This is a genomic window from Flavobacterium sp. PLA-1-15, assembly GCF_049060005.1.
Classification (GTDB): domain Bacteria; phylum Bacteroidota; class Bacteroidia; order Flavobacteriales; family Flavobacteriaceae; genus Flavobacterium.
In genome coordinates, this window is sequence record NZ_JBMGQS010000002.1 from 98,660 (window position 1) to 117,318 (window position 18,659).

Below are 18,659 nucleotides of genomic sequence, written 5' to 3' on the forward strand. Positions count from 1 at the left end.
AGTTTGGTGAGAAAGGTCTGCGAAAGCAGGCCTTTTTTTCATGTCTTAAATTAAAATTTTGCACGTGCAATCTTTGGGTAACTTTTAAAAGATATTTATGAAAACTAAAAAAGAACAAGTTTTGGCGTTTTTAGCCAATCTTCCATCTTCCTCACAGGAACAGTTTAATGTTGCTTTTGATTTATACAATAAATCAGCCAACAATAATCCCAATCTATTGAACCATTTCAATAAATCAGGCAATACCCCGACAACTTTGAATTCATTGATTTACGAGCTCAAGAAACTTCATTCAATTTCCGATCGAGATATCAGAAAAGAAAAGCATTCAGAAGGAGCAACTGCAAAAGTAATCAACTCAGTAAATTCTTTACGTGAAGCATTTTCGGAACTAGATGTTGCTGTCCGCAATTCTATCCTGGTATTTTTCAAGTTTATGACTGAATTTGATTATGCGCCTGAAGAAGCTAAAAGTGATACCATCAAGGAATACATCACTCATACTGGAAAGTTGTTTTTTGATTTTATTGAAAAAGTTGGAAAACCTACTCCGGAAGAATTTGAAAATTCGTTCAAGGAAGAATTAGCTGTTTTGGATTATCCAGAAGGTATGGCGCAGGAGATAATTAATCTTAGGGCTTCAATCGGGCCAAATCCAGTAGATGAAAATTTGAATACTGTTGTGACAGATTCAATAGATTTATCACAAGAAATTGAAATTGCATCCGAAAAAGTATTTCAGGCTTTCGAGACTGCTTCGGACGAAGTGAAAAATGAAATCAGATTCAGGGATGAGTTTCCGTTTATCAATGATCCTAATTTGGCTCCAGAACTTAAGCAATTGGTTACGGATAAATTTTCCCACTATCATGCTTTTGCAGAAACGCACAAATCACTTTCTCATTTAGTGGATCCACAAGGGAATCAAATCCAGGACAAAGTATTGAGCAATGAAGAAATTTTCGCCCTGGCTAAAAAGGCAGTTGTGAATTTTGAAATGGACCAATTGATCCGGGATGAATTTGTTTACTACAAGGAAAATAACAAGGTTCTTGGAGCGCATCCAATTTTCAAGCAAAGAAAGGTGCAAGAATCAGTTAATCTTATGACTGCTGGTGAATTGGCTAAAAGAGCAGGTAATCTTGAAAACTATATCCGAAGAGATAGGGCAAATGGAGAAAAAGCTAAGACAGATGCGGATAAAACCAAATTTGCAGATAAGGTTTTGGATTGGGAATATGAGCTCGCCTTGGTGAATGTGAAACTTGGCAACGTTGCTCCGAAATAAATATTTTCAAGTGCCGGTTGAGGAATCAGCCGATACTGAAGAAAACTCCTCGGAGTTGTTCATCTCAAAATATCTTTCGATGCACTATCAGAAGATAAAATCGCTCCCAGAGGATTTAGTGAGATTGCCAACAGAAGAGGAGATTTTCTTTTTACAGACAGAATCGTCGTTTAACGCTTTTACGTTCATACCTCTGATAGCTAAACACCAAGGAATAAAAGAATTATATGCTTCTACCTATTCAATAAATATAAGAGTTATTGAAGCACTGGTTACGCTTCATGATCAGGGAATTGTAGAGCAGATTACATTGATGATTAGTGACAGCATGATAAAGCGAAATCCGACGACGATAGATTTGATCAGCTCACTTGCGAGCACTCGGCCAAACATAAATATCCTCTTCAGTTGGAACCACAGCAAGGTCTGTCTGATGAAAACTGAATTTGCACATTATGTTGTCGAAGGCTCTGGAAACTGGTCGGAAAACGCCTTGATTGAACAATATCTGTTTATCAATTCAAAACATGCTTACGAATTTAGAAAAGAATTATTTACTCATTCAAAACTTAGAAACAAATGAAGAATTTTATAGGGATTATTGTTGCTTTTTTTATGTTGGGAATTGCTGTCTCAATATTCTTGTCTGCATTTTCAATTATTTTAATAATGGCCTTGTGTCTGTTTACTGTTGGTATTCTCATAAAATCTAGCAAATTGAAATTTGCCCTTACATTACTGCTGCTTTCTCAAATAATCAAGATATTTCTTGGTTATGCTCCGGTGAGTTTGGATAGAGATACTTTGATATTTGCTTCTGATTTCATTTTTATTCTAGGAATTTATTTTATGGTTAGAAATGGAAAGAAACTTAGCTCTAATAGATAATATTGGCTTTTCTCAAGAAGAATTGGAATCGATCGAGCATTTGGCTGGATTGAATTATACTCCTCTGCAGATGGCCACTTTTTTAGACCAGGACCCAGTTAGATTTCTAAGGGCTATGTCAGTCTCTAACAGTATCATCCAATTCCATATAAACAAAGGAAAGTTAGAGTCTGATTTTTTGGTGAATGAAAAAGTGCTTCAGAATGCCAAGACCGGTAATCTTACTGCAGTTATGATTTTTAATCAAGCTCGAGAGAAAAATGATGTTGAGTCGATAAAACGTAGAATATTATATGGCGAAGATTAATATTGACGAAATAGATATCCAGGATATCTATGAATTTATGCAGACCGGAAATGTTAAGGATGCTCCGGAAGATGTTGTCCGTTATCTTGAACTTTTGGATAAGATTCATGGCATGCACCTCCGAATTTTAGATTTTGGAACCCGTGAAAGTATTATCAAACATTTAATTCTTACGGAGGATCTTACCAGATACAAGGCATCATTGATTTACGATGAAGCGCTAGAGTATTTTTATCGTGATTCAAAAATATCCAAAAATGCATGGAGAAATATCTATGCAAGTAAAATTGATAATCTGGCCACAGCTGCGACTTTGATGGCCAAGGATGTTGCAGACCTGGATAAAATTACAAGAATGACGCAAAGGGCCGGTGCGATGCGTCAGCTAGATGTTCCAGAACCACCAGTGTTTCCAAAAGAATTGTTCGAAAAGCCTATCAAGGTTTATGCAATGGATCCTGAATTTTTGGGAGAAACAAAAATCAATAGAATTTCATTGGCTAAACAAATCGACGAGCTCGAGGATCTTTCCGTAATCGAAAAGGAAATCCTGAAACAAGACGCAGCAATCACCCAAATAACACTTCTTCCTGATGAGTCGGAAAACAAGCGTAGACAAGAACGATAAACGTATTGAAAAAAGATTTGCCACCTGGATAAAGATGGCAATTGACCTCATTGCTCCAAAATTTCTCTGGCTAGTTGCCGGGCGTGCAACTTCTAAGACTTCCGATATCATTGCGGAAAGATTTATTGATGTCTGTCATGATATGCCAGGTGCCTATCTTGCTTTTGTTTCAGATACCTATGTAAATGCCTTAAAAAACATTGTGCCGGCACTCATAGAGGGATTGGAACGAAAAGGATGGATTGAAGGAATTCACTATGTAGTAGACAAAGCTCCGCCTTCGCATTTTGCAAAACCTTATAAGCCACCTCAGAGTTATAAGCATACGATATCGGTATTCAATGGCTGTTTTGTCAATCTGATATCAATGGATCAGCCTTCGGGTTCTGCTGGTAACTCCTATCAGCATATTTTTGGGGATGAAACAAAGTACCTGGATTTTGACAAAGTAAAAAAATTGACACCGGCTTTAAGGGGTTACAAGAAGTTTGCAAAATCAGTATTCTATCGAGGAATGACTTTCACTACGGATATGCCAAATATTGCCGATGGTGAATACGATTGGATTCTAGACCGAGAAAAGGACATGGATCTTGAGCAAATCAGATTGGCTTTAAGAGCAGGATTTGTTTTGAATGAGCTCAGGATCGAAATGATGAATGAGCAGAAAGCTGGAGATACGAAAAAGGTTAGGAATCTTCAGAAACAGATTGAGCGTTGGGAAAAACGATGGGAAAAGGCCAGAAAAAACAGTACTTTTTTCAAGATTGTATCTTCCTATGTAAATGTTGATTTTCTTACCGAAGATTATTTTGCAGATTCTTATATGGCTCTTGGTCCTGAAGAATTCAAGACGGCAATAGGTTCTTTCCAGCCTACGCTTAAAAAAGGAGACAAGTTTTATATCAATCTGGGTGATCACCATTTTTATGAAAATGGAATTAATACAGAATTCTACAAGCGATATGCAATTGGGGAGGCAGTAAAGGAAAGTTCCCTGGCTCAAAGGTATATTGACAATTTTAGGGCAATAGAGTGTGGAGTCGATTTTGGAAACATGTGTTCTATGGTCACAGGACAGGATCAAGGTGATTCGGTTTACTTGTTTAAAAATTTCTACACTCTCCCTCCGGAAAGCACAAAGGAATTGGCGAAGCAATTTTTAGACTTTTATGAGCATCATCCAACCAAAACGCTAGAGATGTATTTTGACCGGTCTGGAAATAATTATGCAGAAATTAGAAAAGATTGGGCTACGGAATTGCAAAGCCATATTGAATACTATGAAGGAGTATCTACTGGTTGGACCGTGAATCTTAAAAGCAAGGGTCAGCAGAATATTTACCAGGAAGAAGAATACAATCTTATGAAAAATTTATTGGCTGGAGATAATCCGGAACTTCCAAATGTAAAGATATGTCAGTTTGGATGCCGGGAATTGAAAAGCTCGATGGGAGTAGCAAAAACATTAGTAAAAACAGACAAGGATGGAAATAAGAAGATCCATAAGGATAAAACTTCCGAGAAGATTCCTAAAGCTCGTCTTCCTATGTTTTCGACCAATATGAGCGATGCAGGAAAATACTTTTTCTTCAGACCAGGATGGGTAAAAATCTCATCTAAACGTAAAAAGCGTACTTCTTCGACAGCTCCTGAAGGAATCTAGAAGATTTATAAAATAAATCCACAAAAAGAAAAAGAAACTCCAAATCCGCCCAGCTGGGCGGATTTTTTTTTAAAACGAAAAACGCCTTTAAATAAGACGTTTTAAGCGCTTGGATAATAAAAAATGGTATTGATGTTGTTCTTCCAAAATTCGTAATTTGTAGCCATCGAAAAGCGTGGTTCTGTCTGCTTTAAAGTATCTCGGCAATGTATTTCGGCTTTAATTTCGTGAAAGCATAAATTAATTGCGGTCATCTTGCAGCAAATCGGGTCCAAATCTTCACAAATATAATAATTGCCCTTTGCAATTTGATTCATCGCCAAAACCATACGGCCGCTACCGCTGCAAGGTTCATTTATCTTTAAACCAAAATCTTTTTCGGTGTTGGTCAGTCCTGCAATAAGTTTGCAGATTGGAAAAGGAGTGAAAAATTGCCCAAAATTCGATTTTTTGTAGTTGCTGGCTAAACATTCGTAGTAATCGCCTAAAGGGTCGCAAATGCCGTTTTCTTTTGTTCCTTGGCGGTATATGCTCACGAGCTCGGCAAACAATCTGCAAAAAATATCAAGTTCCTTGCGGTCATATCGTTTGATGGTTTCAAAATATAGGCTTTCTGCAGTTCCTCTGCCCATTGCGCAAATGATCATTGTGAGCAAATCATCAAAGACAGTGCTTAAATGGTGCTTATCCAAAGCATAAAATAAGGCGTTGAACTCTTTCAACGCCTGTGGAACATCTCTCGTTTTAAGCATCTTTTTTTATTACTTGAGCGTTAGAAAATAGATAGCAAAGCGGGTAGAAGTCATTTTCATTTTCTTCGATATCCTCCTTTTTTTCATCTGCTTTTGCAGCTTGTTTTTTGCTTCCCCAAATCACAAATGCGGTTTCACCCTTTTTAACTTTGTAGCCTTTGCGATTCCAATTGAAAAGCGTTTCAAATATTTGATGCTCTTTTGTGGTGTAGAAATACTCGATTAGTATTTCGTTTATTGTCATTTCGGAATGTTCACTTTCCTGCAGTTCTCTCGCCGCTTCGGATAATCCTCTTAAAACCTTTCTTTTTTCTCTATATGCTTCGCTGCTCATTTTTTGTAATTATTAGTTTATTTTCAAATACTTCAATTTTTACCTTTTCGCCGATTCCGAAACCTGCCTTTTGCATCCAATCCCCCGAAATAGTAAGTTTTGGTTTTAGGCTTCTTTTAAATTGTGCCTTTGCTAAAAAGGCAGATACGGTCAATTTTCGGGAGCTAAAAAACGTACTCATCAAAATCAGAATTTACGTTAATGTTTTCCTCAATAAATAGCTCTGTTATGGCTTGAGCCTTATTGAATGCCGTTTTTGCTTTCCCTTTGAAGTATTTAAAATCTTCATAATTGAAGACTGCGGAAAGTCCTTTTTCGTGTAGTAATGTTTTAACTTGGTCGCTCAATTTATAAGCGTTACCTTTGCTGTAAGTAAGTGTCATTTGCGTGGCGTTTATTTAAGTGATTAAGCCCTATCCCTCGACCAGATAGGGCTTTTTGTTTGATTACATTTCAAAAGCCAAAATTTCTGCATTGGCTTCAGCTAATAAAATGTCAAGTTCTTCCTGTGCTTCCTTTGTCAATCTTTCAATTACGTGGGAGTTTTTAATCTCAAAATTGAAACCCTGGGAATTTTGAAAAGTGATTTTTGCATTTGTCTTGTCGTTTCCTGCCTTGAAGAGTTTTAAATCGTTCGATTTCTCTTTAAGGTGCTTAAATCTTTTTGAAAGTTCTTCAAACAGTGGAATCCTTTGAATGCGTTCCTCAGCTGTTAGCGGTTCGGGTTTAAATCCCTCAATCATTTTAAAAACTTCCTCTTTTTTAACTTCGGGAGATTTCTGTACAACTTCGGTAGGTTTTTGCTCTTTTGCCACTATGTGCAAGCTTTCATTTTTTTGTGTTTTCTCCTCTTTTTGGATTGTGTTTTTTGTGTTCATTTTGTACTTATTTAAGTGATTATCAATACTTAAAGATACAAAAAAGTAAACAAAATGACGACTTTTTTACTAACGATTTTCATTAATTTTAGTAATTAAGAACCATTTTAAATAGGTAGAAGATACTTTCTAAAAGGGAGGTTTCAAGGCTTTAAAAAAATATATAAAAAGGTAAAGCGCTCAAAATCAATAAACAAACCTTAAAAGGTTTTTTTTATTGATTTTTGGTGTGTCACCGAATCCCGCCACGCTCAACCGCGTTGTTGCACGTGCAAAGGGCGATAAAAAAGGGATATATGACAGAATTTGGACGTGAGCGACAGTGTTTTCAACCATCTAGCACAACCAACCAACGGTTGGTATACCTTGATATAGCTGAATACTTCTCATGTCTTAAACCAATAGTTGTTGTTGTGTAATCTTGTACGTGCAATTAAAAAAGTAAACATGTCAAGACCCACCATCAAGCTAAGGGACGCATTAAAAAGAATGCGACAGTTAACAGAAATCAATGTTCCCTTCTCTTTCACGTTTATTAGCTACTCAGAAGAGAATCAATCATCTGATGGATACAAGCAAGTAAGCCAAGGACTGCTTCGTCCAGGTTATAGAAGTGATCAATCAGTTTACAGTGAGAGACTGATTGCCTATACTAATTTTGATAACAAGGAATCGAATAGACAATTCAATGTTGCGCTTTTGATGACCTTCAATGAATTCCAAGTTATACCATGAGAGAGCTAGATGTAAGAGAAGGAATAGTATCTGATGAATATTGTGCTTTAACTTATCAGATATCGTCTAACCCAAGGGAGTTCGATACTTTCAAAGAAAAGCGTGAGGAACAGGATTACGAGGACACTACCTATCATATCGGTGAGTGGACTATAATGACATATGGTAGCAACGACAATTTGCCAGATATCATCCAGAAGACAGTACAGGAGAATCCAACTGCACCTGGTATGTTGGAAAAGAAGATGATGATGGTTTATGGTCAAGGACCATTCTTATACAGACAAGAGATTAAGGACAATCAACCAATTAAAACTTTGGTTGAAGATACAGAGGTACAGAAGTGGTTAGACTCATGGTTCTACGAGGATTACCTAATGAAGTGTTGTGTGGATTACGACTATATGAAAGGGCATTTCACAAAGTTCCATAGGAATAGAGCACCACGCGTAGGGGGTGACGGAAAGATTGTAAAGCTTGAGCATATAGAGATGAAAGAGGCTCGATTGGCCAGGCGTACTGATGCTGTAGATAAAGTACCTACTCACATCATTGTAACTGACTTCAGCCTTCAGGAACTGCATTCGATCACGAATATGAAGGTTTATCCAATTTTTGATTTACTAGATCCATTCAAACATCCTACGTCAGCATATTACTCGAATCAATATTCTTTTGGAAATAAGCATTACACCACACCTCCAATATTCGGCTCGCTCGAATGGCTTAAGAGATCTACAGCCATCCCGATAATCTTTAAGGCGTTATCAAAGAATGCCATCAACATCAAGTACCATGTCGAAAGCCCGCAAGAGTTCTGGGATCAAGAAGAGGAAAGAATAAAAAACAATTGCAAGGCAAAGGGCGAAACTTATGAAGAGCAAATGCTTGTAGATTATCGTACTGCATTCATGCGTGATTTACTTAAAGTACTTGCCTCGGAAGAGAATACTGGAAAAGTATGGCATACGCGTAAGATTCTTGAAGTCCAAGGCAATAATATTTTGGAACACGGCTGGAAAATTACTGTAATTGACCAGAAGATAAAAGACTTCGTGTCTTCTCAAATATTGATTTCTCAAAGAGCTGACAGAGCCTTGAGTACTAATTTTGGAGTTCATGGATCAATTGGCAATGTTGGAGATTCAGGGAAAAGCGATTCCGGATCTGAACAATTGTATGCCTATCAGAATTTTGTCAATTCAGGAACTGAAATTCCAGAGTACATAATCTGTAAAGCAATCAACTATGCCTTGAAAGTTAATTTTCCTAATAAAAAATTAAAGATTGGATTCCACCAAACCACTACGCAAAAAGAATCAGATATATCACCGTCTAATCGTCTAAAAGAGCAATAGTTATGAAATTATTATTTAATGAAACGACAAAGTTTAGGGACATTTTAGGATTTCTCGATGGCGATTATCCTTTCAAGGCGTTGAAGCAAAATTTAATTACTGCGACTGAAGATCTTGTCAAGATTATTGGTGACCCAATTTATGATAGTCTGGTAGGTATTTTTGAATCTGATTCATCCAGTGAAGACGACAAGTTTTTTCTTGAACGCGTTCAATACACTATAGCTTTAGATGCTTATCGTAATTCGGCCAAAGGAGGTGATTTAGGCCATACACCCAACGGAAGGAATAATCGGATAGAAGAGCATCAAAAGATTGCTTTTGAATGGCAGATAGACCGGTCGGATCGTGATTTGGAGCGAAAATACTATCGATCAATTGATGCATTAATCAATTTCATGGATAAAAAGGTAAGCGGTTGGAAAAGTTCCGATGCTTACAAACTTACTCACAACTTATTCATCCGTACGGTGGCTGAATTTGAAGAATCATTTATTATTGATTCTTCCAGGCTTCTATTTATCAAATTGGCTCCGGGAATTAAGAAAGCCGAAACAGAAGAAATCCTCCCAAGAATAGGTAAAGAAGCATTTTTAACGTTGAAGGAAGGGTTAAAAGAAAATGCAACTGGGTTGGATCAGCAGCTGCTTTCATTTATTCGCGAAGCTTTGGTTTATGAGTCATTGTCCTGGGCGATTCCTCGTATGAGTGCCCAGCTGTTCCCTGAAGGGGTTCTTCAGGTATCTGATGCATCGAGATTAACCACAGCTGCAAGAACTGCAGCGATTAAAAATACAGCGGAAGCTTTGGCGCAAAGATTCGAAGAGGATGCAGCTAAGGCTTACTTAAAAATAGAGAATCATCTTAAGGCGGAAATAGTGCCGGCAGTTGATATTAAACCAATAAAACCAAACTTTAATCCTGGAGATAATTTCGTCTCCTGCTAAAACCAAACTACAATGAAAAACCCGTTCAAGCTATTCAAAAATTGGATATTAAGATTCTTCAGACGAAAAGAGTTTAAAAAGCGTCAGGAGGTTTACGATGACGCTATTGAAAAATTGGCACCTTTAGTCGATAAGAAAAAGAATGATCAAAAAAAGCTTAAGGAAGAAATCGATAAGTACATGCTGGAAAGGCTAGGCTACGATTCAGATTCGAAATTTATACCAAAATCAGGATATAATAATGCAGATTTAAGGAATAAAATCCATATTAAGTTTAAGTTCCGAATGGATAAACTTGATATGACATTAACCGAAGACCTAAGATTGGTATGCATATAATAGAATTTGCAGAAAAAGGGATCCGAAAGTATATTCCGGCAGAACTGTCGGAATGTGACACCACTCAATACATTGAAATGTCTTCCTTGATATTTCAGTATCAATTTGAGGGGCTTAGCTATAAGGACTTTCGAATAACGGCTTTTTACAGACTTCTTGAAATGAAAGCAGTGAATATAGGTAAGTATGATTTAGAAAAATTTTCCAATATAAACCAATATTCACAGCTCATCGATACTTTCTTCGAAGAAGATACCAGAACAAAAGAAAAAAAGATAAAACAGCATTACATCCATAATCCCATACCTAAATTTCGAGGATGTCTTCGTTATTATTACGGTCCTGCAGACGAATTCAATAATGTTTCGTTTGGTGAATATTTTGATGCTTTGGAGGCTTTTAATGATTTTAATGATACTGGAGAAACCGATTATCTATTAAGATTGCTTGCGATTCTTTATAGAAAAAGGGTTCTTTTTAAAAAGGACTTTGACATCAGGCAGGATTACGATCCTAAAAAAGTAGAAAGAAGAATGAGGGCTATACGATTCCAGGACAAAGGAATAATTTACGGTTGCTACCTTTGGTTTGCTTCTTTTCAAAAATACTTAGCTACCGCTATCCTTTATATCGAAGGAAAGGAAATTGATTTATCGGTCCTTTTTTCAAATGATGGACAGAAACAGAAGGAAAGTAAATTACCTGGCTTAGGAATGAGGTCTGTTTTATTTTCGATGGCTGAAAGTGGAATATTTGGAAATTTAGAAGAAACCCGAAAAGCATCAATGTGGGATGTGCTTCTAAGATTATATGATATTGTCAAACGTAACGCCGATCAGAAGGCAAATGAAAATACAAAATGATAGATATAGCAAAAGTAGAGGCGTATGCCGAAGAATTGAAATCTAAAATACCGGAAATAACCAGCACGTTAATTGTAATTGACGATACGCAGCTTTCAAAATGCTTGGCTGATTTCTCTATCGGAGATTGTTTTCTGGTGGGTTTCATCCCCTCACACCAATTAGATGGCACAAATGCTGATAACGCCATGAGTTCTGACCACATGCTTTGGCTTGTGCTTAATAAGATTGACAGGAATGAGGGCACCGACCATTTTATGATAAAGATGAAGCTCGCGCAAAAAATCACCAAGGATGTAATAAAACAGATGCTGGAAGATAAACCAGGCTTTGGCGGTAGTTGCGGAATTATGAAGTTTCTTCAAATACCAACAATAAAAGCCGATCCTGTTTGGTCCCTAAATGGATGTGATGGATATGAAATAAACTACTCACTTAAAACCGGATTGTACTAATTTATCGTATTTTTGTTTATATAAAAAAAATATGAGCTCACTAAATGCCATTGAATCGTTAAACAGAATGTTTGCAGAAACATTAATTTCAAAAATGTCTAAAACATTTGATGAAATAGCAATAGAAGGATTAAAAAGAAAAGGGTTTGAATTTCAAGATAATAGCGAACTCGAAAGCTTCGTCAAAGAAAATTGTTCTGTAATTGATAATATTGAGCATAAAGAACGAATTTATTCAGTACATGGAAAGCCATTTTTGTTGCACAGATATGAGGTGGTTTATGATTTAGAAAACAGAGGAAATCTTTTAACGGCCAACTATGGTTATTATTGTTTTTTATGATAATGAACGAACAAGAAATCGACATTTTGTTCCAAGAACAAATTCAAATTAAGGGTATTGAGAAAAAAGCCGGTATCACCACGCAGGTAATCTATAATTATAGAAACCGCCCGCGCTTATCTGTTGGGGAGAAAATAGTTTTTTTAATGAAAATTGGTGCAATAAAGGTAGTTAAGAATGAATCTTAGGCAAAATAGAAATGAAACTGCTCGAGCTGTTCTTGAAGGGAGGTTTATAAGATCTGTTCTCGAGAGAGAAAGCGCTGAATTAAACAAACGCATTGATCAAACAATTTCTGCGGGAGGTTATTCCTCGGACTTTTGGAAAGATAAGAGCATGACCATAATCGGTTCCGGCAACAATCTTGAGTACCGGCATAAAAAGCAACATAGGTTTGCCGACATGAGAACTAGGAATACGAAGGAAGGTAAAATAAGAAAGAAGAGTTCAATGACCCATAATAGGAAAGTTTACGGTAGTTTGAACAATCTTGTACGGGAGCTGTCATTTGGTTTTACTGAAACGGTTATTGAGGATATGAAATCACTTGAAATAGATAACAATTCATAAAGAAATACGAGGCTTTCAAAAGTATTTTGACTAAAACCATAATATTTATACTACATATTGTGTTTAATCATATTCCGATAAAACAAAAACAAATATGAAAGTAAAAACTCCTGAAATGAGAGCTCTCAAGAGAGCAAAAAAAGTGTTTAGGTTCTGGTACCGAATTTTGTTAGAAACAGAGCACATGGACGATATCGATAACCGCAAAGATTTCCAATCGGCATTATTGGTCGTTGAAAATTTAGCAAAGAAAAGAGAGGTGTAAGCCTCTTTTTTTTTATATTTATTTCTTATAACCAAAAATACTATAAAGATATGTATGGAAAAACTGATTCGGAAAAAGAGTACTTTGAAAGAAAAGAAAAAGATTCACCCTTGACAAACGAAGAAAGTTTGTTACGGGAAATTGCAAACAACACCAGGAGCATTCGGATGAATGTACTTTTCTTTTTCTACTTTATAATTGCAGGACTGATAGGGTGGTTATTTTTATTGGCAAAATAATTTCAAGTGCTTTAGGGTTAAGAGATGTGCAAATGCACATCTTTTTTTTTGCCCTTCCATTTTATATTTGTACGTTTGTCGTGCAAAAATACTCTGGAGCAATCCAGAAAAAAATTTTAACGATAGGAAGCGGTCCAAGGTATTTACCTAAGAGGTCGCAGATTAAACCGAAAGGCTGTAAGTCTACTCTCCGAGTATTTTTGCAACCCTAAAGGCCGCTTCCGCATACAAACATTTTTTTCGACATGCAAAAAGGAAAAAAGAAAAAAGGTAACGGCAAAAATGCTGTGCCTCAAGAAAATTGGGAGAATGCTGTCCAGTTGCTATCATTCTTCTATGAGTATTCACCAAAAGAAATCAACCGGAACCTCAAAAGGTTGATATTCTATTTTAATGTTTTGCTCAGTACCGAGTACATGGATGATCTCGATGACCGTAAAGACATGCAAAGCATTATCCTGATGCTGGAAGCGCTAAAGAAATCGACCAAAGACATCACGCCTCTCGATATTACCAATATCCAGATGCAGATGGTCAATCAAATCGAAGTCAGCGCTACCCGTGAATAAGGTAACGGTGGTGGTAACATTTCTCAATGGGGAAGTTACCACAATAAAGGATAAACCTTTTTTTTCAATCATGGAACTTTTATGGAATTCTACAGTTTACAAGGATTTGACGCCTCTTAAGATTCTAATACCATCTACAGGAAAATTGCTTTGTGCAGAGAGAGATTTGTTTAATGCTTATCTTAAGGGTGAAATTGAAATAAAGGATTTAATAGAGGCAACCGAATGCGAGGGTATTTTTAGAAACCACCATCAGATGAAGGCGGGAAAGGCAATTATCGATTCCGGTTCATTATGGAAAAAAAAAGGCAAGATGGTAGAGCTCCTCGACAATGATTATTATTATGTTTCAGATTTCGACTCCGATAACTGGATTGAAGTTTAAAGAAAAGCCACTTTATAGTGGCTTTTTTCATGTCTTAAAAACGCGATATTCCATTCGTAACATTGGGCAAAAATGTACCAATGGGCAAAGTTATTACTGACGAGGATATTAAATTAAACATTATTATCAATGGTAATGATGCGCAAAAGGAATTATTAGATTTAGAAAAATCTACTCGAAAGCTCAGTGAAGAAAATAAAGCACTTCTTCTTCGCAAAAAACTACTACAGAAACAAGGTAAGGAAGAAACTGAGGAGTATAAGAAGCTTACCGCCACCATAAAGGAAAACTCAAAAGCAATCAATGCCAATAAGGCACGTATGATTGAGCTTCAAAGGGAAATCGGGATAACCGGATTAACAATGAAGCAGCTCGGTGATCGTGCCAATCTTTTAAAAATGAAATTGCGAAATGCAATTCCCAACGGTGAGGCTTACAAAAAATACAAGAAAGAACTTGAGGAAGTCAAAAACCGTATAAGTGAGCTTTCTAGTGAGGCAGAAGGTGCAGGTGTGTCAATAGGCTCAATTGCCGATGGATTCAACAGGTATGCCGCTTTGGGCGCTTCTATAATTGCCATGTTTACCGGAGTTGTCTTATCGCTCCAAAAAGCAATAGATTTTAATGCCAAGTTATCCGATGCTCAATCGGATGTCATGAAGACCACCGGAATGACAAAAACCGAGGTTGATGAGCTCACTAAGTCATTCGGTGCACTGGTTTCACGAACCAAGAGAATTGAACTTTTAGGAATTGCTGAAGTCGGTGGTCGTCTCGGTATAGCAAAAAGGGAAATTCAGGATTTTGTGGTTGTAATGAATAAGGCTGCGGTAGCGCTAGGGGATTCGTTTGAGGGCGGTCCGGAAGAAGTGGCCGACAAACTAGGAAAGATTAAGAATCTTTATGCCGAAATTAAAAACATGGGCGTTGAGACGGCATTCAACGCCGTAGGTTCTGCCATTAATGATCTTGGTGCCGATGGTACCGCTACCGAGCAAAACCTAGCAGCGTTTACGACAAGGGTTGGAGCTTTGCCAGGAAAATTAAAACCGAGTATTGCACAGGCACTTGGTTTGGGAGCCGCTTTTGAGGAGTCAGGACTTAAAGCAGAAATTGCAGGAAATAACTACGGCAAGGTTATTTCGATTGCATCTAGGGATTTTCCTCAATTCGCTAAGGTGATGGGTGTTTCTGAAGGGAAAATTAAAGATTTGTTGAATACTGATCCTACGGAATTTTTTCTCCAGTTTGCTAATTCTCTTAAAGGTTTAAGTCTTACTGAACTGTCTCAAGTATTGGATTATTTAAAGCTGAATGATAATGAAGTAAAAATGGTTCTTGGTGCAGCTTCAGAAAATGTTGCTTTATTCCGTGAAAAAATTGATCTGGCAAACAAGTCCCTTAATGATGGAACCTCTTTGACAGAAGAGTATAACATTAAGAATAATAACCTCGCTGCTACTCTCGAGAAAATTGGCAAAAAGATAACAGCAGCATTTTCATCAGAGACAATTGTAAACAAATTAGCCGAAGCGGCTGAATGGTTTGGTCGTGTCGTGGGAGCTACTGAAGATCTCGATGGTTCTGGTCAGAAATGGAGAAACACTCTTGCATTTCTCGCAAAAGCAATTGCTGTGGTAACTGCCGCAATTATTACCAATGTGACTTGGCAAAAACTAGTAGTGTTATGGACAGGAAGGAGCACTCAAGGAACTGTGCTTTATAATCTAGCCGTCAGAGCTCGTGCTTTCGCTGAAGGTATTTCAATGATTGCGACACAAGCCTATGCCGCTACAACAATGTTGTTAACTGGAAATATACGTGGTGCCACTCAGGCATTAAGAGTAATGACAGCAACCATGATGACAACTCCCTGGGGATTATTCCTTTCCTTAATATCTGCAGTTGGAGTTGCATATTGGGCATTTTCAGAAAGCGCAAATAATGCAACCGCGGTACAAAAAACACTATCAGGGGTTCATTTAGAAGCCACAAAAAATATTGCTGCTCAGAAAAAAGAAGTTGAACTACTGGAGAAAATTGTCAAGGATGAAAATGTTGCAGAAGAAACTCGTATAAAGGCACTTGAAAAATTAAATCAACTGATTCCTGATCATATCGGTGTACTTACGCTTGAGAATATCAAATTGATGGAAGGAACCGATATCCTTAAGAAGTATACAGATGAACTTTACAGAAATGCTCGAGCAAAGGCAGCACAAACCAAGTTTGAAGAATTAGCGAGGCAAAAGCTTGATGTAGAAAATAAAAAAGGAAGGGATTTCCGTGAAGATAAGTGGTACAGTTCCAAATGGGATGGTAATCAAAAGATACAGCAATTCAAAGATAGATCTGAAATAGAGAAATATGTATTAGAAACTTTCGGTAATGAAATAGGAAAAAGGACCGATAAGAACACTGGAGCCACTTTGGTGAACAAGCAAAAATTCAATGAGCTTGTAGAAAAATTCATGAAAGAATCCTATTTGGATGAAAAAGAAGCTGCTTTGTCTGAAATTGAAGCACAAATGAAAGCGCTTGAAGGCGATTTGATGACGGCTGCAATCGATGACCTAAATAGTTCAGAAGCAAAACCGAACACTTGGGTACCAGGAACGGATGAAGGAAAGAAAAAGAAAAAATATGATGATTCCTATTTAGAGGCAGAACGTCGAGCTCGAGAGGAATTGTTCCAGGCTTATCTTAAATCTGAAGAAGACAAAATTAATTTGATGGTTGACGGCTATGAAAAGCAGTTGGCGCTTGAGAAATTGAACCATACTCGAAAAATTCATGATCTGGAAATGACAAACGAATCCATCAATATTCTGATGGAAAAACTAAATGTCGATCTTCTCCAGGCACAGAAAGATGGTGATACTAAAAAGGTAACCTCTATTCGAAATCAGCAAAGGTTATTGTTGGCCAGACAAAAAGATATTAATGATCAGATTTGTTATGAGGAAGAACTTACAAAACTCAGAATTGGCACTATTCAGGAAAAGGCGGCCAATGAACATTTAGAAAAGGAAAAAGCTGATTATGAACAGCAGAAAATTCTTCGCGCTACAAAATTCAATGAAGAGTTAGCAACATTAGGAAATAATGAACGCGCAAAAATAGAATTAAGAAAACAGTTTGCTGAAGAAGAATTAAAGAATGAAGAAGAATACCTACGAGTATTAATAGACCGTCTCAATAGTATAGCTGGAAAAGGAAAGTTTACAAATTTCGATTTATCACTTTTATCACCAGCACAGGTTGAAGAATTCACTCGTGAAGCTGAAAAAGTAGGACTAACACTTGCTGAACTTATAGCGAAAAAAAACCAATTAAATGGAAGTGGAGATGTAAAGGAAAACCTAAAATCTTTAGGGTTGGGTGGTGCCGGAACTGACATACTTGGTTTTACACCAGAAAATTGGGAACAGTTTTATGCTAATCTTCAAGAAGGTAAGCATGGCATTAATTCTATGCTTTTCGCCGTTCAGGCACTAACTAATTTATGGAGTAAATATTCTGAATTTGTTTCAGCGAATGAAAATGCTCAGCTGAAAAAATTCGAGAAAACTTCTGATGCTAAGAAAAATAAATTGAAACGTCAGCTGGATGCCGGTTACATTTCTCAAAATCAATACAACAAGGCCATTGAAACTATTGATAGGGAACTTGAAATGAAGAAAGCTAATTTGGAGTATAAGCAGGCAAAAAGACAGCGCACTATCAATATAGCCAATGCAATTGGAGGAACAGCATTAGCAGTAATAAATGCATTGCAAACGCAACCATTTTTCCCATTAGGATTGGCTATGGCTGGAATTGCAGGTGTGATGGGAGCGTTGCAGGTAGCAACAATTATGAAGACCCCACTTCCTTCAAAGGGATATGAAAAAGGTTTGTATCCTGATTATGTAGATGTTCAAAGGGAACAGGATGGGAAATTGTTTCGTCCAAAATATGGAGGTAAATTAAAATCTGGATTAGTTTCAAAAAACACTTTAATGGTAGCCGAAGGGAATAAGCCGGAAATGGTTATTGATAATAAAGCCTGGACAAAAATATCACCGGAAGTTCAACAAGCGCTGATACGCGAAATTCAAGGGGTAAAAGGTTTCGAAAATGGATATTATAAAGATGGTTTGCTATATTCTGGGGTCACTCCAGATAAAAAACCAGAAGATAATCCGCCTCAAGATACCGGTGTCATGATGCAGCTGTTAATCAAAGTGGTCGCCGAAAATACTGAAGCAATTAATGATTTGAAGTCCAGACCTCTTGAAGCTGTTGTAGATCCTAGGAAATTAAACAACATCAAGGAATTAAAAGATGGATTTAAAGTATATGAGGATCTTAAAACAAAACAAAAAAAATGAGCTACAACAAATATCAAGTAAACAATATTTTCGCAGAACCTAGATTAAACGCTATCAGCGATTTCATCATTGAGAAATTAATGGAAAAGTTTCCTAAAAGCGAAGATGAGGAATTTAATGAAAATATCCTCGAAGGCTTCATTCTTTCCGGAAAAGCTAGCGCAATATTGCAGGGCGATTTGGGGAGTATAAATAATGTGGTTTTTGTAACAAACAAGACTCAGATTTATAATTGGCTGATAGAAAATATTGGTAAGGTTTTAAGATGCAAGCAAATATCTTTCAAAAAAAGAATTCTTTTTTATCCTCATCCGGACTTATATTTTGAAGTTTGGTTGATGGAGACAGACCTGGAGATAATACCCATAAATGAAATAAACATTCAAATCCTAAGTCAAATACCAATTGAAACTTTATAATTATGCCAGTTAATTACACCAATCCCAACAATAACACTGTAGAAAATGATCAACCTAT

General features: G+C 36.9%; 25 protein-coding genes. 20 read left to right on the top strand and 5 right to left on the bottom strand.

Features of this window, described 5'->3' with window-relative positions:
• The first annotated feature begins 97 nt into the window (after positions 1–97).
• Genes ACI6PS_RS02515 through ACI6PS_RS02540 form a run of 6 tightly spaced genes read left to right on the top strand, consistent with a single transcriptional unit; the run spans position 98 to position 4,777 of the window.
• Positions 98–1,288: a hypothetical protein gene (locus ACI6PS_RS02515; protein WP_421010974.1), complete on the top strand. Its 1,191-nt coding sequence runs from the start codon at positions 98–100 to the stop codon at positions 1,286–1,288.
• Complete coding sequence (locus ACI6PS_RS02520) at positions 1,275–1,871, top strand: hypothetical protein (RefSeq protein ID WP_421010975.1); 597 nt, start codon at positions 1,275–1,277, stop codon at positions 1,869–1,871. Before ACI6PS_RS02515 ends, ACI6PS_RS02520 begins: the two co-directional genes overlap by 14 nt.
• A complete protein-coding gene (locus ACI6PS_RS02525) occupies positions 1,868–2,176 on the top strand; it encodes a hypothetical protein (protein ID WP_421010976.1) in 309 nt (102 codons plus the stop codon). The genes ACI6PS_RS02520 and ACI6PS_RS02525 overlap by 4 nt, the downstream gene beginning before the upstream one ends.
• A complete protein-coding gene (locus ACI6PS_RS02530; RefSeq protein ID WP_421010977.1) occupies positions 2,148–2,483 on the top strand; it encodes a hypothetical protein in 336 nt (111 codons plus the stop codon). Before ACI6PS_RS02525 ends, ACI6PS_RS02530 begins: the two co-directional genes overlap by 29 nt.
• On the top strand, positions 2,470–3,111 hold the full coding sequence (locus tag ACI6PS_RS02535; RefSeq protein WP_421010978.1) for a hypothetical protein: 642 nt from the start codon (positions 2,470–2,472) through the stop codon (positions 3,109–3,111). The genes ACI6PS_RS02530 and ACI6PS_RS02535 overlap by 14 nt, the downstream gene beginning before the upstream one ends.
• Positions 3,077–4,777: a hypothetical protein gene (locus tag ACI6PS_RS02540; protein WP_421010979.1), complete on the top strand. Its 1,701-nt coding sequence runs from the start codon at positions 3,077–3,079 to the stop codon at positions 4,775–4,777. Before ACI6PS_RS02535 ends, ACI6PS_RS02540 begins: the two co-directional genes overlap by 35 nt.
• A gap of 101 nt (positions 4,778–4,878) precedes the next feature.
• Here the strand turns inward: ACI6PS_RS02540 and ACI6PS_RS02545 are convergent, their stop codons facing one another.
• The 5 genes from ACI6PS_RS02545 to ACI6PS_RS02565 form a co-directional block, all read right to left on the bottom strand.
• Positions 4,879–5,529, bottom strand: coding sequence for an N-6 DNA methylase (locus ACI6PS_RS02545; RefSeq protein WP_421010980.1), 651 nt, complete (start codon positions 5,527–5,529; stop codon positions 4,879–4,881).
• Positions 5,522–5,863 carry a hypothetical protein gene (locus ACI6PS_RS02550; protein ID WP_421010981.1) on the bottom strand — a complete coding sequence of 114 codons (342 nt, stop codon included), beginning with the start codon at positions 5,861–5,863 and terminating at the stop codon, positions 5,522–5,524. The genes ACI6PS_RS02545 and ACI6PS_RS02550 overlap by 8 nt, the downstream gene beginning before the upstream one ends.
• On the bottom strand, positions 5,844–6,044 hold the full coding sequence (locus ACI6PS_RS02555) for a SymE family type I addiction module toxin (protein ID WP_421010982.1): 201 nt from the start codon (positions 6,042–6,044) through the stop codon (positions 5,844–5,846). Before ACI6PS_RS02555 ends, ACI6PS_RS02550 begins: the two co-directional genes overlap by 20 nt.
• Complete coding sequence (locus ACI6PS_RS02560) at positions 6,028–6,246, bottom strand: hypothetical protein (RefSeq protein WP_421010983.1); 219 nt, start codon at positions 6,244–6,246, stop codon at positions 6,028–6,030. The genes ACI6PS_RS02555 and ACI6PS_RS02560 overlap by 17 nt, the downstream gene beginning before the upstream one ends.
• Positions 6,247–6,309: 63 nt before the next feature.
• Positions 6,310–6,741, bottom strand: coding sequence for a hypothetical protein (locus ACI6PS_RS02565; RefSeq protein ID WP_421010984.1), 432 nt, complete (start codon positions 6,739–6,741; stop codon positions 6,310–6,312).
• 447 nt (positions 6,742–7,188) lie between these two features.
• On the opposite strand from ACI6PS_RS02565, the gene ACI6PS_RS02570 reads away from it, so the two are divergent.
• The 14 genes from ACI6PS_RS02570 to ACI6PS_RS02635 all read left to right on the top strand — a co-directional run bounded on the left by ACI6PS_RS02570 (position 7,189) and on the right by ACI6PS_RS02635 (position 18,601).
• The gene (locus ACI6PS_RS02570; protein ID WP_421010985.1) at positions 7,189–7,476 is read left to right on the top strand and encodes a hypothetical protein; all 288 of its coding nucleotides are present in this window, start codon (positions 7,189–7,191) and stop codon (positions 7,474–7,476) included.
• Positions 7,473–8,834 carry a hypothetical protein gene (locus ACI6PS_RS02575; RefSeq protein WP_421010986.1) on the top strand — a complete coding sequence of 454 codons (1,362 nt, stop codon included), beginning with the start codon at positions 7,473–7,475 and terminating at the stop codon, positions 8,832–8,834. Before ACI6PS_RS02570 ends, ACI6PS_RS02575 begins: the two co-directional genes overlap by 4 nt.
• A gap of 2 nt (positions 8,835–8,836) precedes the next feature.
• Entirely contained in the window at positions 8,837–9,781 is a 945-nt protein-coding gene (locus tag ACI6PS_RS02580; RefSeq protein WP_421010987.1) for a DUF6712 family protein, read from the top strand.
• A gap of 12 nt (positions 9,782–9,793) precedes the next feature.
• Complete coding sequence (locus ACI6PS_RS02585) at positions 9,794–10,120, top strand: hypothetical protein (protein WP_421010988.1); 327 nt, start codon at positions 9,794–9,796, stop codon at positions 10,118–10,120.
• Complete coding sequence (locus tag ACI6PS_RS02590; protein WP_421010989.1) at positions 10,111–10,983, top strand: hypothetical protein; 873 nt, start codon at positions 10,111–10,113, stop codon at positions 10,981–10,983. Before ACI6PS_RS02585 ends, ACI6PS_RS02590 begins: the two co-directional genes overlap by 10 nt.
• Entirely contained in the window at positions 10,980–11,438 is a 459-nt protein-coding gene (locus ACI6PS_RS02595; RefSeq protein WP_421010990.1) for a hypothetical protein, read from the top strand. The genes ACI6PS_RS02590 and ACI6PS_RS02595 overlap by 4 nt, the downstream gene beginning before the upstream one ends.
• Positions 11,439–11,469: 31 nt before the next feature.
• Positions 11,470–11,781, top strand: coding sequence for a hypothetical protein (locus ACI6PS_RS02600; RefSeq protein WP_421010991.1), 312 nt, complete (start codon positions 11,470–11,472; stop codon positions 11,779–11,781).
• Positions 11,782–11,783: 2 nt separating this feature from the next.
• Positions 11,784–11,969, top strand: a complete 186-nt coding sequence (locus ACI6PS_RS02605) for a hypothetical protein (protein WP_421010992.1) — start codon at positions 11,784–11,786, stop codon at positions 11,967–11,969.
• On the top strand, positions 11,959–12,351 hold the full coding sequence (locus ACI6PS_RS02610; RefSeq protein WP_421010993.1) for a hypothetical protein: 393 nt from the start codon (positions 11,959–11,961) through the stop codon (positions 12,349–12,351). Before ACI6PS_RS02605 ends, ACI6PS_RS02610 begins: the two co-directional genes overlap by 11 nt.
• A gap of 115 nt (positions 12,352–12,466) precedes the next feature.
• Positions 12,467–12,616, top strand: coding sequence for a hypothetical protein (locus tag ACI6PS_RS02615; protein WP_421010994.1), 150 nt, complete (start codon positions 12,467–12,469; stop codon positions 12,614–12,616).
• 484 nt (positions 12,617–13,100) lie between these two features.
• Entirely contained in the window at positions 13,101–13,424 is a 324-nt protein-coding gene (locus ACI6PS_RS02620) for a hypothetical protein (protein ID WP_421010995.1), read from the top strand.
• Positions 13,425–13,494: 70 nt separating this feature from the next.
• Complete coding sequence (locus tag ACI6PS_RS02625; protein WP_421010996.1) at positions 13,495–13,809, top strand: hypothetical protein; 315 nt, start codon at positions 13,495–13,497, stop codon at positions 13,807–13,809.
• 80 nt (positions 13,810–13,889) lie between these two features.
• Positions 13,890–18,182 (top strand): phage tail tape measure protein, encoded by a 4,293-nt coding sequence (locus ACI6PS_RS02630; protein WP_421010997.1) that lies wholly within the window; start codon positions 13,890–13,892, stop codon positions 18,180–18,182.
• Positions 18,179–18,601 carry a hypothetical protein gene (locus ACI6PS_RS02635; RefSeq protein WP_421010998.1) on the top strand — a complete coding sequence of 141 codons (423 nt, stop codon included), beginning with the start codon at positions 18,179–18,181 and terminating at the stop codon, positions 18,599–18,601. The genes ACI6PS_RS02630 and ACI6PS_RS02635 overlap by 4 nt, the downstream gene beginning before the upstream one ends.
• Positions 18,602–18,659: the final 58 nt, after the last annotated feature.

Coding starts and splice junctions, on each gene's coding strand:
- ACI6PS_RS02550 (WP_421010981.1), bottom strand. CDS start 5,863: ATGAGCAGCGAAGCATATAGAGAAAAAAGAAAGGTTTTAAGAGGATTA.
- ACI6PS_RS02600 (WP_421010991.1), top strand. CDS start 11,470: ATGAGCTCACTAAATGCCATTGAATCGTTAAACAGAATGTTTGCAGAA.
- ACI6PS_RS02530 (WP_421010977.1), top strand. CDS start 2,148: ATGGAAAGAAACTTAGCTCTAATAGATAATATTGGCTTTTCTCAAGAA.
- ACI6PS_RS02565 (WP_421010984.1), bottom strand. CDS start 6,741: ATGAACACAAAAAACACAATCCAAAAAGAGGAGAAAACACAAAAAAAT.
- ACI6PS_RS02590 (WP_421010989.1), top strand. CDS start 10,111: ATGCATATAATAGAATTTGCAGAAAAAGGGATCCGAAAGTATATTCCG.
- ACI6PS_RS02525 (WP_421010976.1), top strand. CDS start 1,868: ATGAAGAATTTTATAGGGATTATTGTTGCTTTTTTTATGTTGGGAATT.
- ACI6PS_RS02615 (WP_421010994.1), top strand. CDS start 12,467: ATGAGAGCTCTCAAGAGAGCAAAAAAAGTGTTTAGGTTCTGGTACCGA.
- ACI6PS_RS02635 (WP_421010998.1), top strand. CDS start 18,179: ATGAGCTACAACAAATATCAAGTAAACAATATTTTCGCAGAACCTAGA.
- ACI6PS_RS02610 (WP_421010993.1), top strand. CDS start 11,959: ATGAATCTTAGGCAAAATAGAAATGAAACTGCTCGAGCTGTTCTTGAA.
- ACI6PS_RS02620 (WP_421010995.1), top strand. CDS start 13,101: ATGCAAAAAGGAAAAAAGAAAAAAGGTAACGGCAAAAATGCTGTGCCT.
- ACI6PS_RS02580 (WP_421010987.1), top strand. CDS start 8,837: ATGAAATTATTATTTAATGAAACGACAAAGTTTAGGGACATTTTAGGA.
- ACI6PS_RS02540 (WP_421010979.1), top strand. CDS start 3,077: ATGAGTCGGAAAACAAGCGTAGACAAGAACGATAAACGTATTGAAAAA.
- ACI6PS_RS02545 (WP_421010980.1), bottom strand. CDS start 5,529: ATGCTTAAAACGAGAGATGTTCCACAGGCGTTGAAAGAGTTCAACGCC.
- ACI6PS_RS02595 (WP_421010990.1), top strand. CDS start 10,980: ATGATAGATATAGCAAAAGTAGAGGCGTATGCCGAAGAATTGAAATCT.
- ACI6PS_RS02560 (WP_421010983.1), bottom strand. CDS start 6,246: ATGACACTTACTTACAGCAAAGGTAACGCTTATAAATTGAGCGACCAA.
- ACI6PS_RS02585 (WP_421010988.1), top strand. CDS start 9,794: ATGAAAAACCCGTTCAAGCTATTCAAAAATTGGATATTAAGATTCTTC.
- ACI6PS_RS02625 (WP_421010996.1), top strand. CDS start 13,495: ATGGAACTTTTATGGAATTCTACAGTTTACAAGGATTTGACGCCTCTT.
- ACI6PS_RS02570 (WP_421010985.1), top strand. CDS start 7,189: ATGTCAAGACCCACCATCAAGCTAAGGGACGCATTAAAAAGAATGCGA.
- ACI6PS_RS02555 (WP_421010982.1), bottom strand. CDS start 6,044: ATGAGTACGTTTTTTAGCTCCCGAAAATTGACCGTATCTGCCTTTTTA.
- ACI6PS_RS02575 (WP_421010986.1), top strand. CDS start 7,473: ATGAGAGAGCTAGATGTAAGAGAAGGAATAGTATCTGATGAATATTGT.
- ACI6PS_RS02515 (WP_421010974.1), top strand. CDS start 98: ATGAAAACTAAAAAAGAACAAGTTTTGGCGTTTTTAGCCAATCTTCCA.
- ACI6PS_RS02605 (WP_421010992.1), top strand. CDS start 11,784: ATGAACGAACAAGAAATCGACATTTTGTTCCAAGAACAAATTCAAATT.
- ACI6PS_RS02630 (WP_421010997.1), top strand. CDS start 13,890: ATGGGCAAAGTTATTACTGACGAGGATATTAAATTAAACATTATTATC.
- ACI6PS_RS02535 (WP_421010978.1), top strand. CDS start 2,470: ATGGCGAAGATTAATATTGACGAAATAGATATCCAGGATATCTATGAA.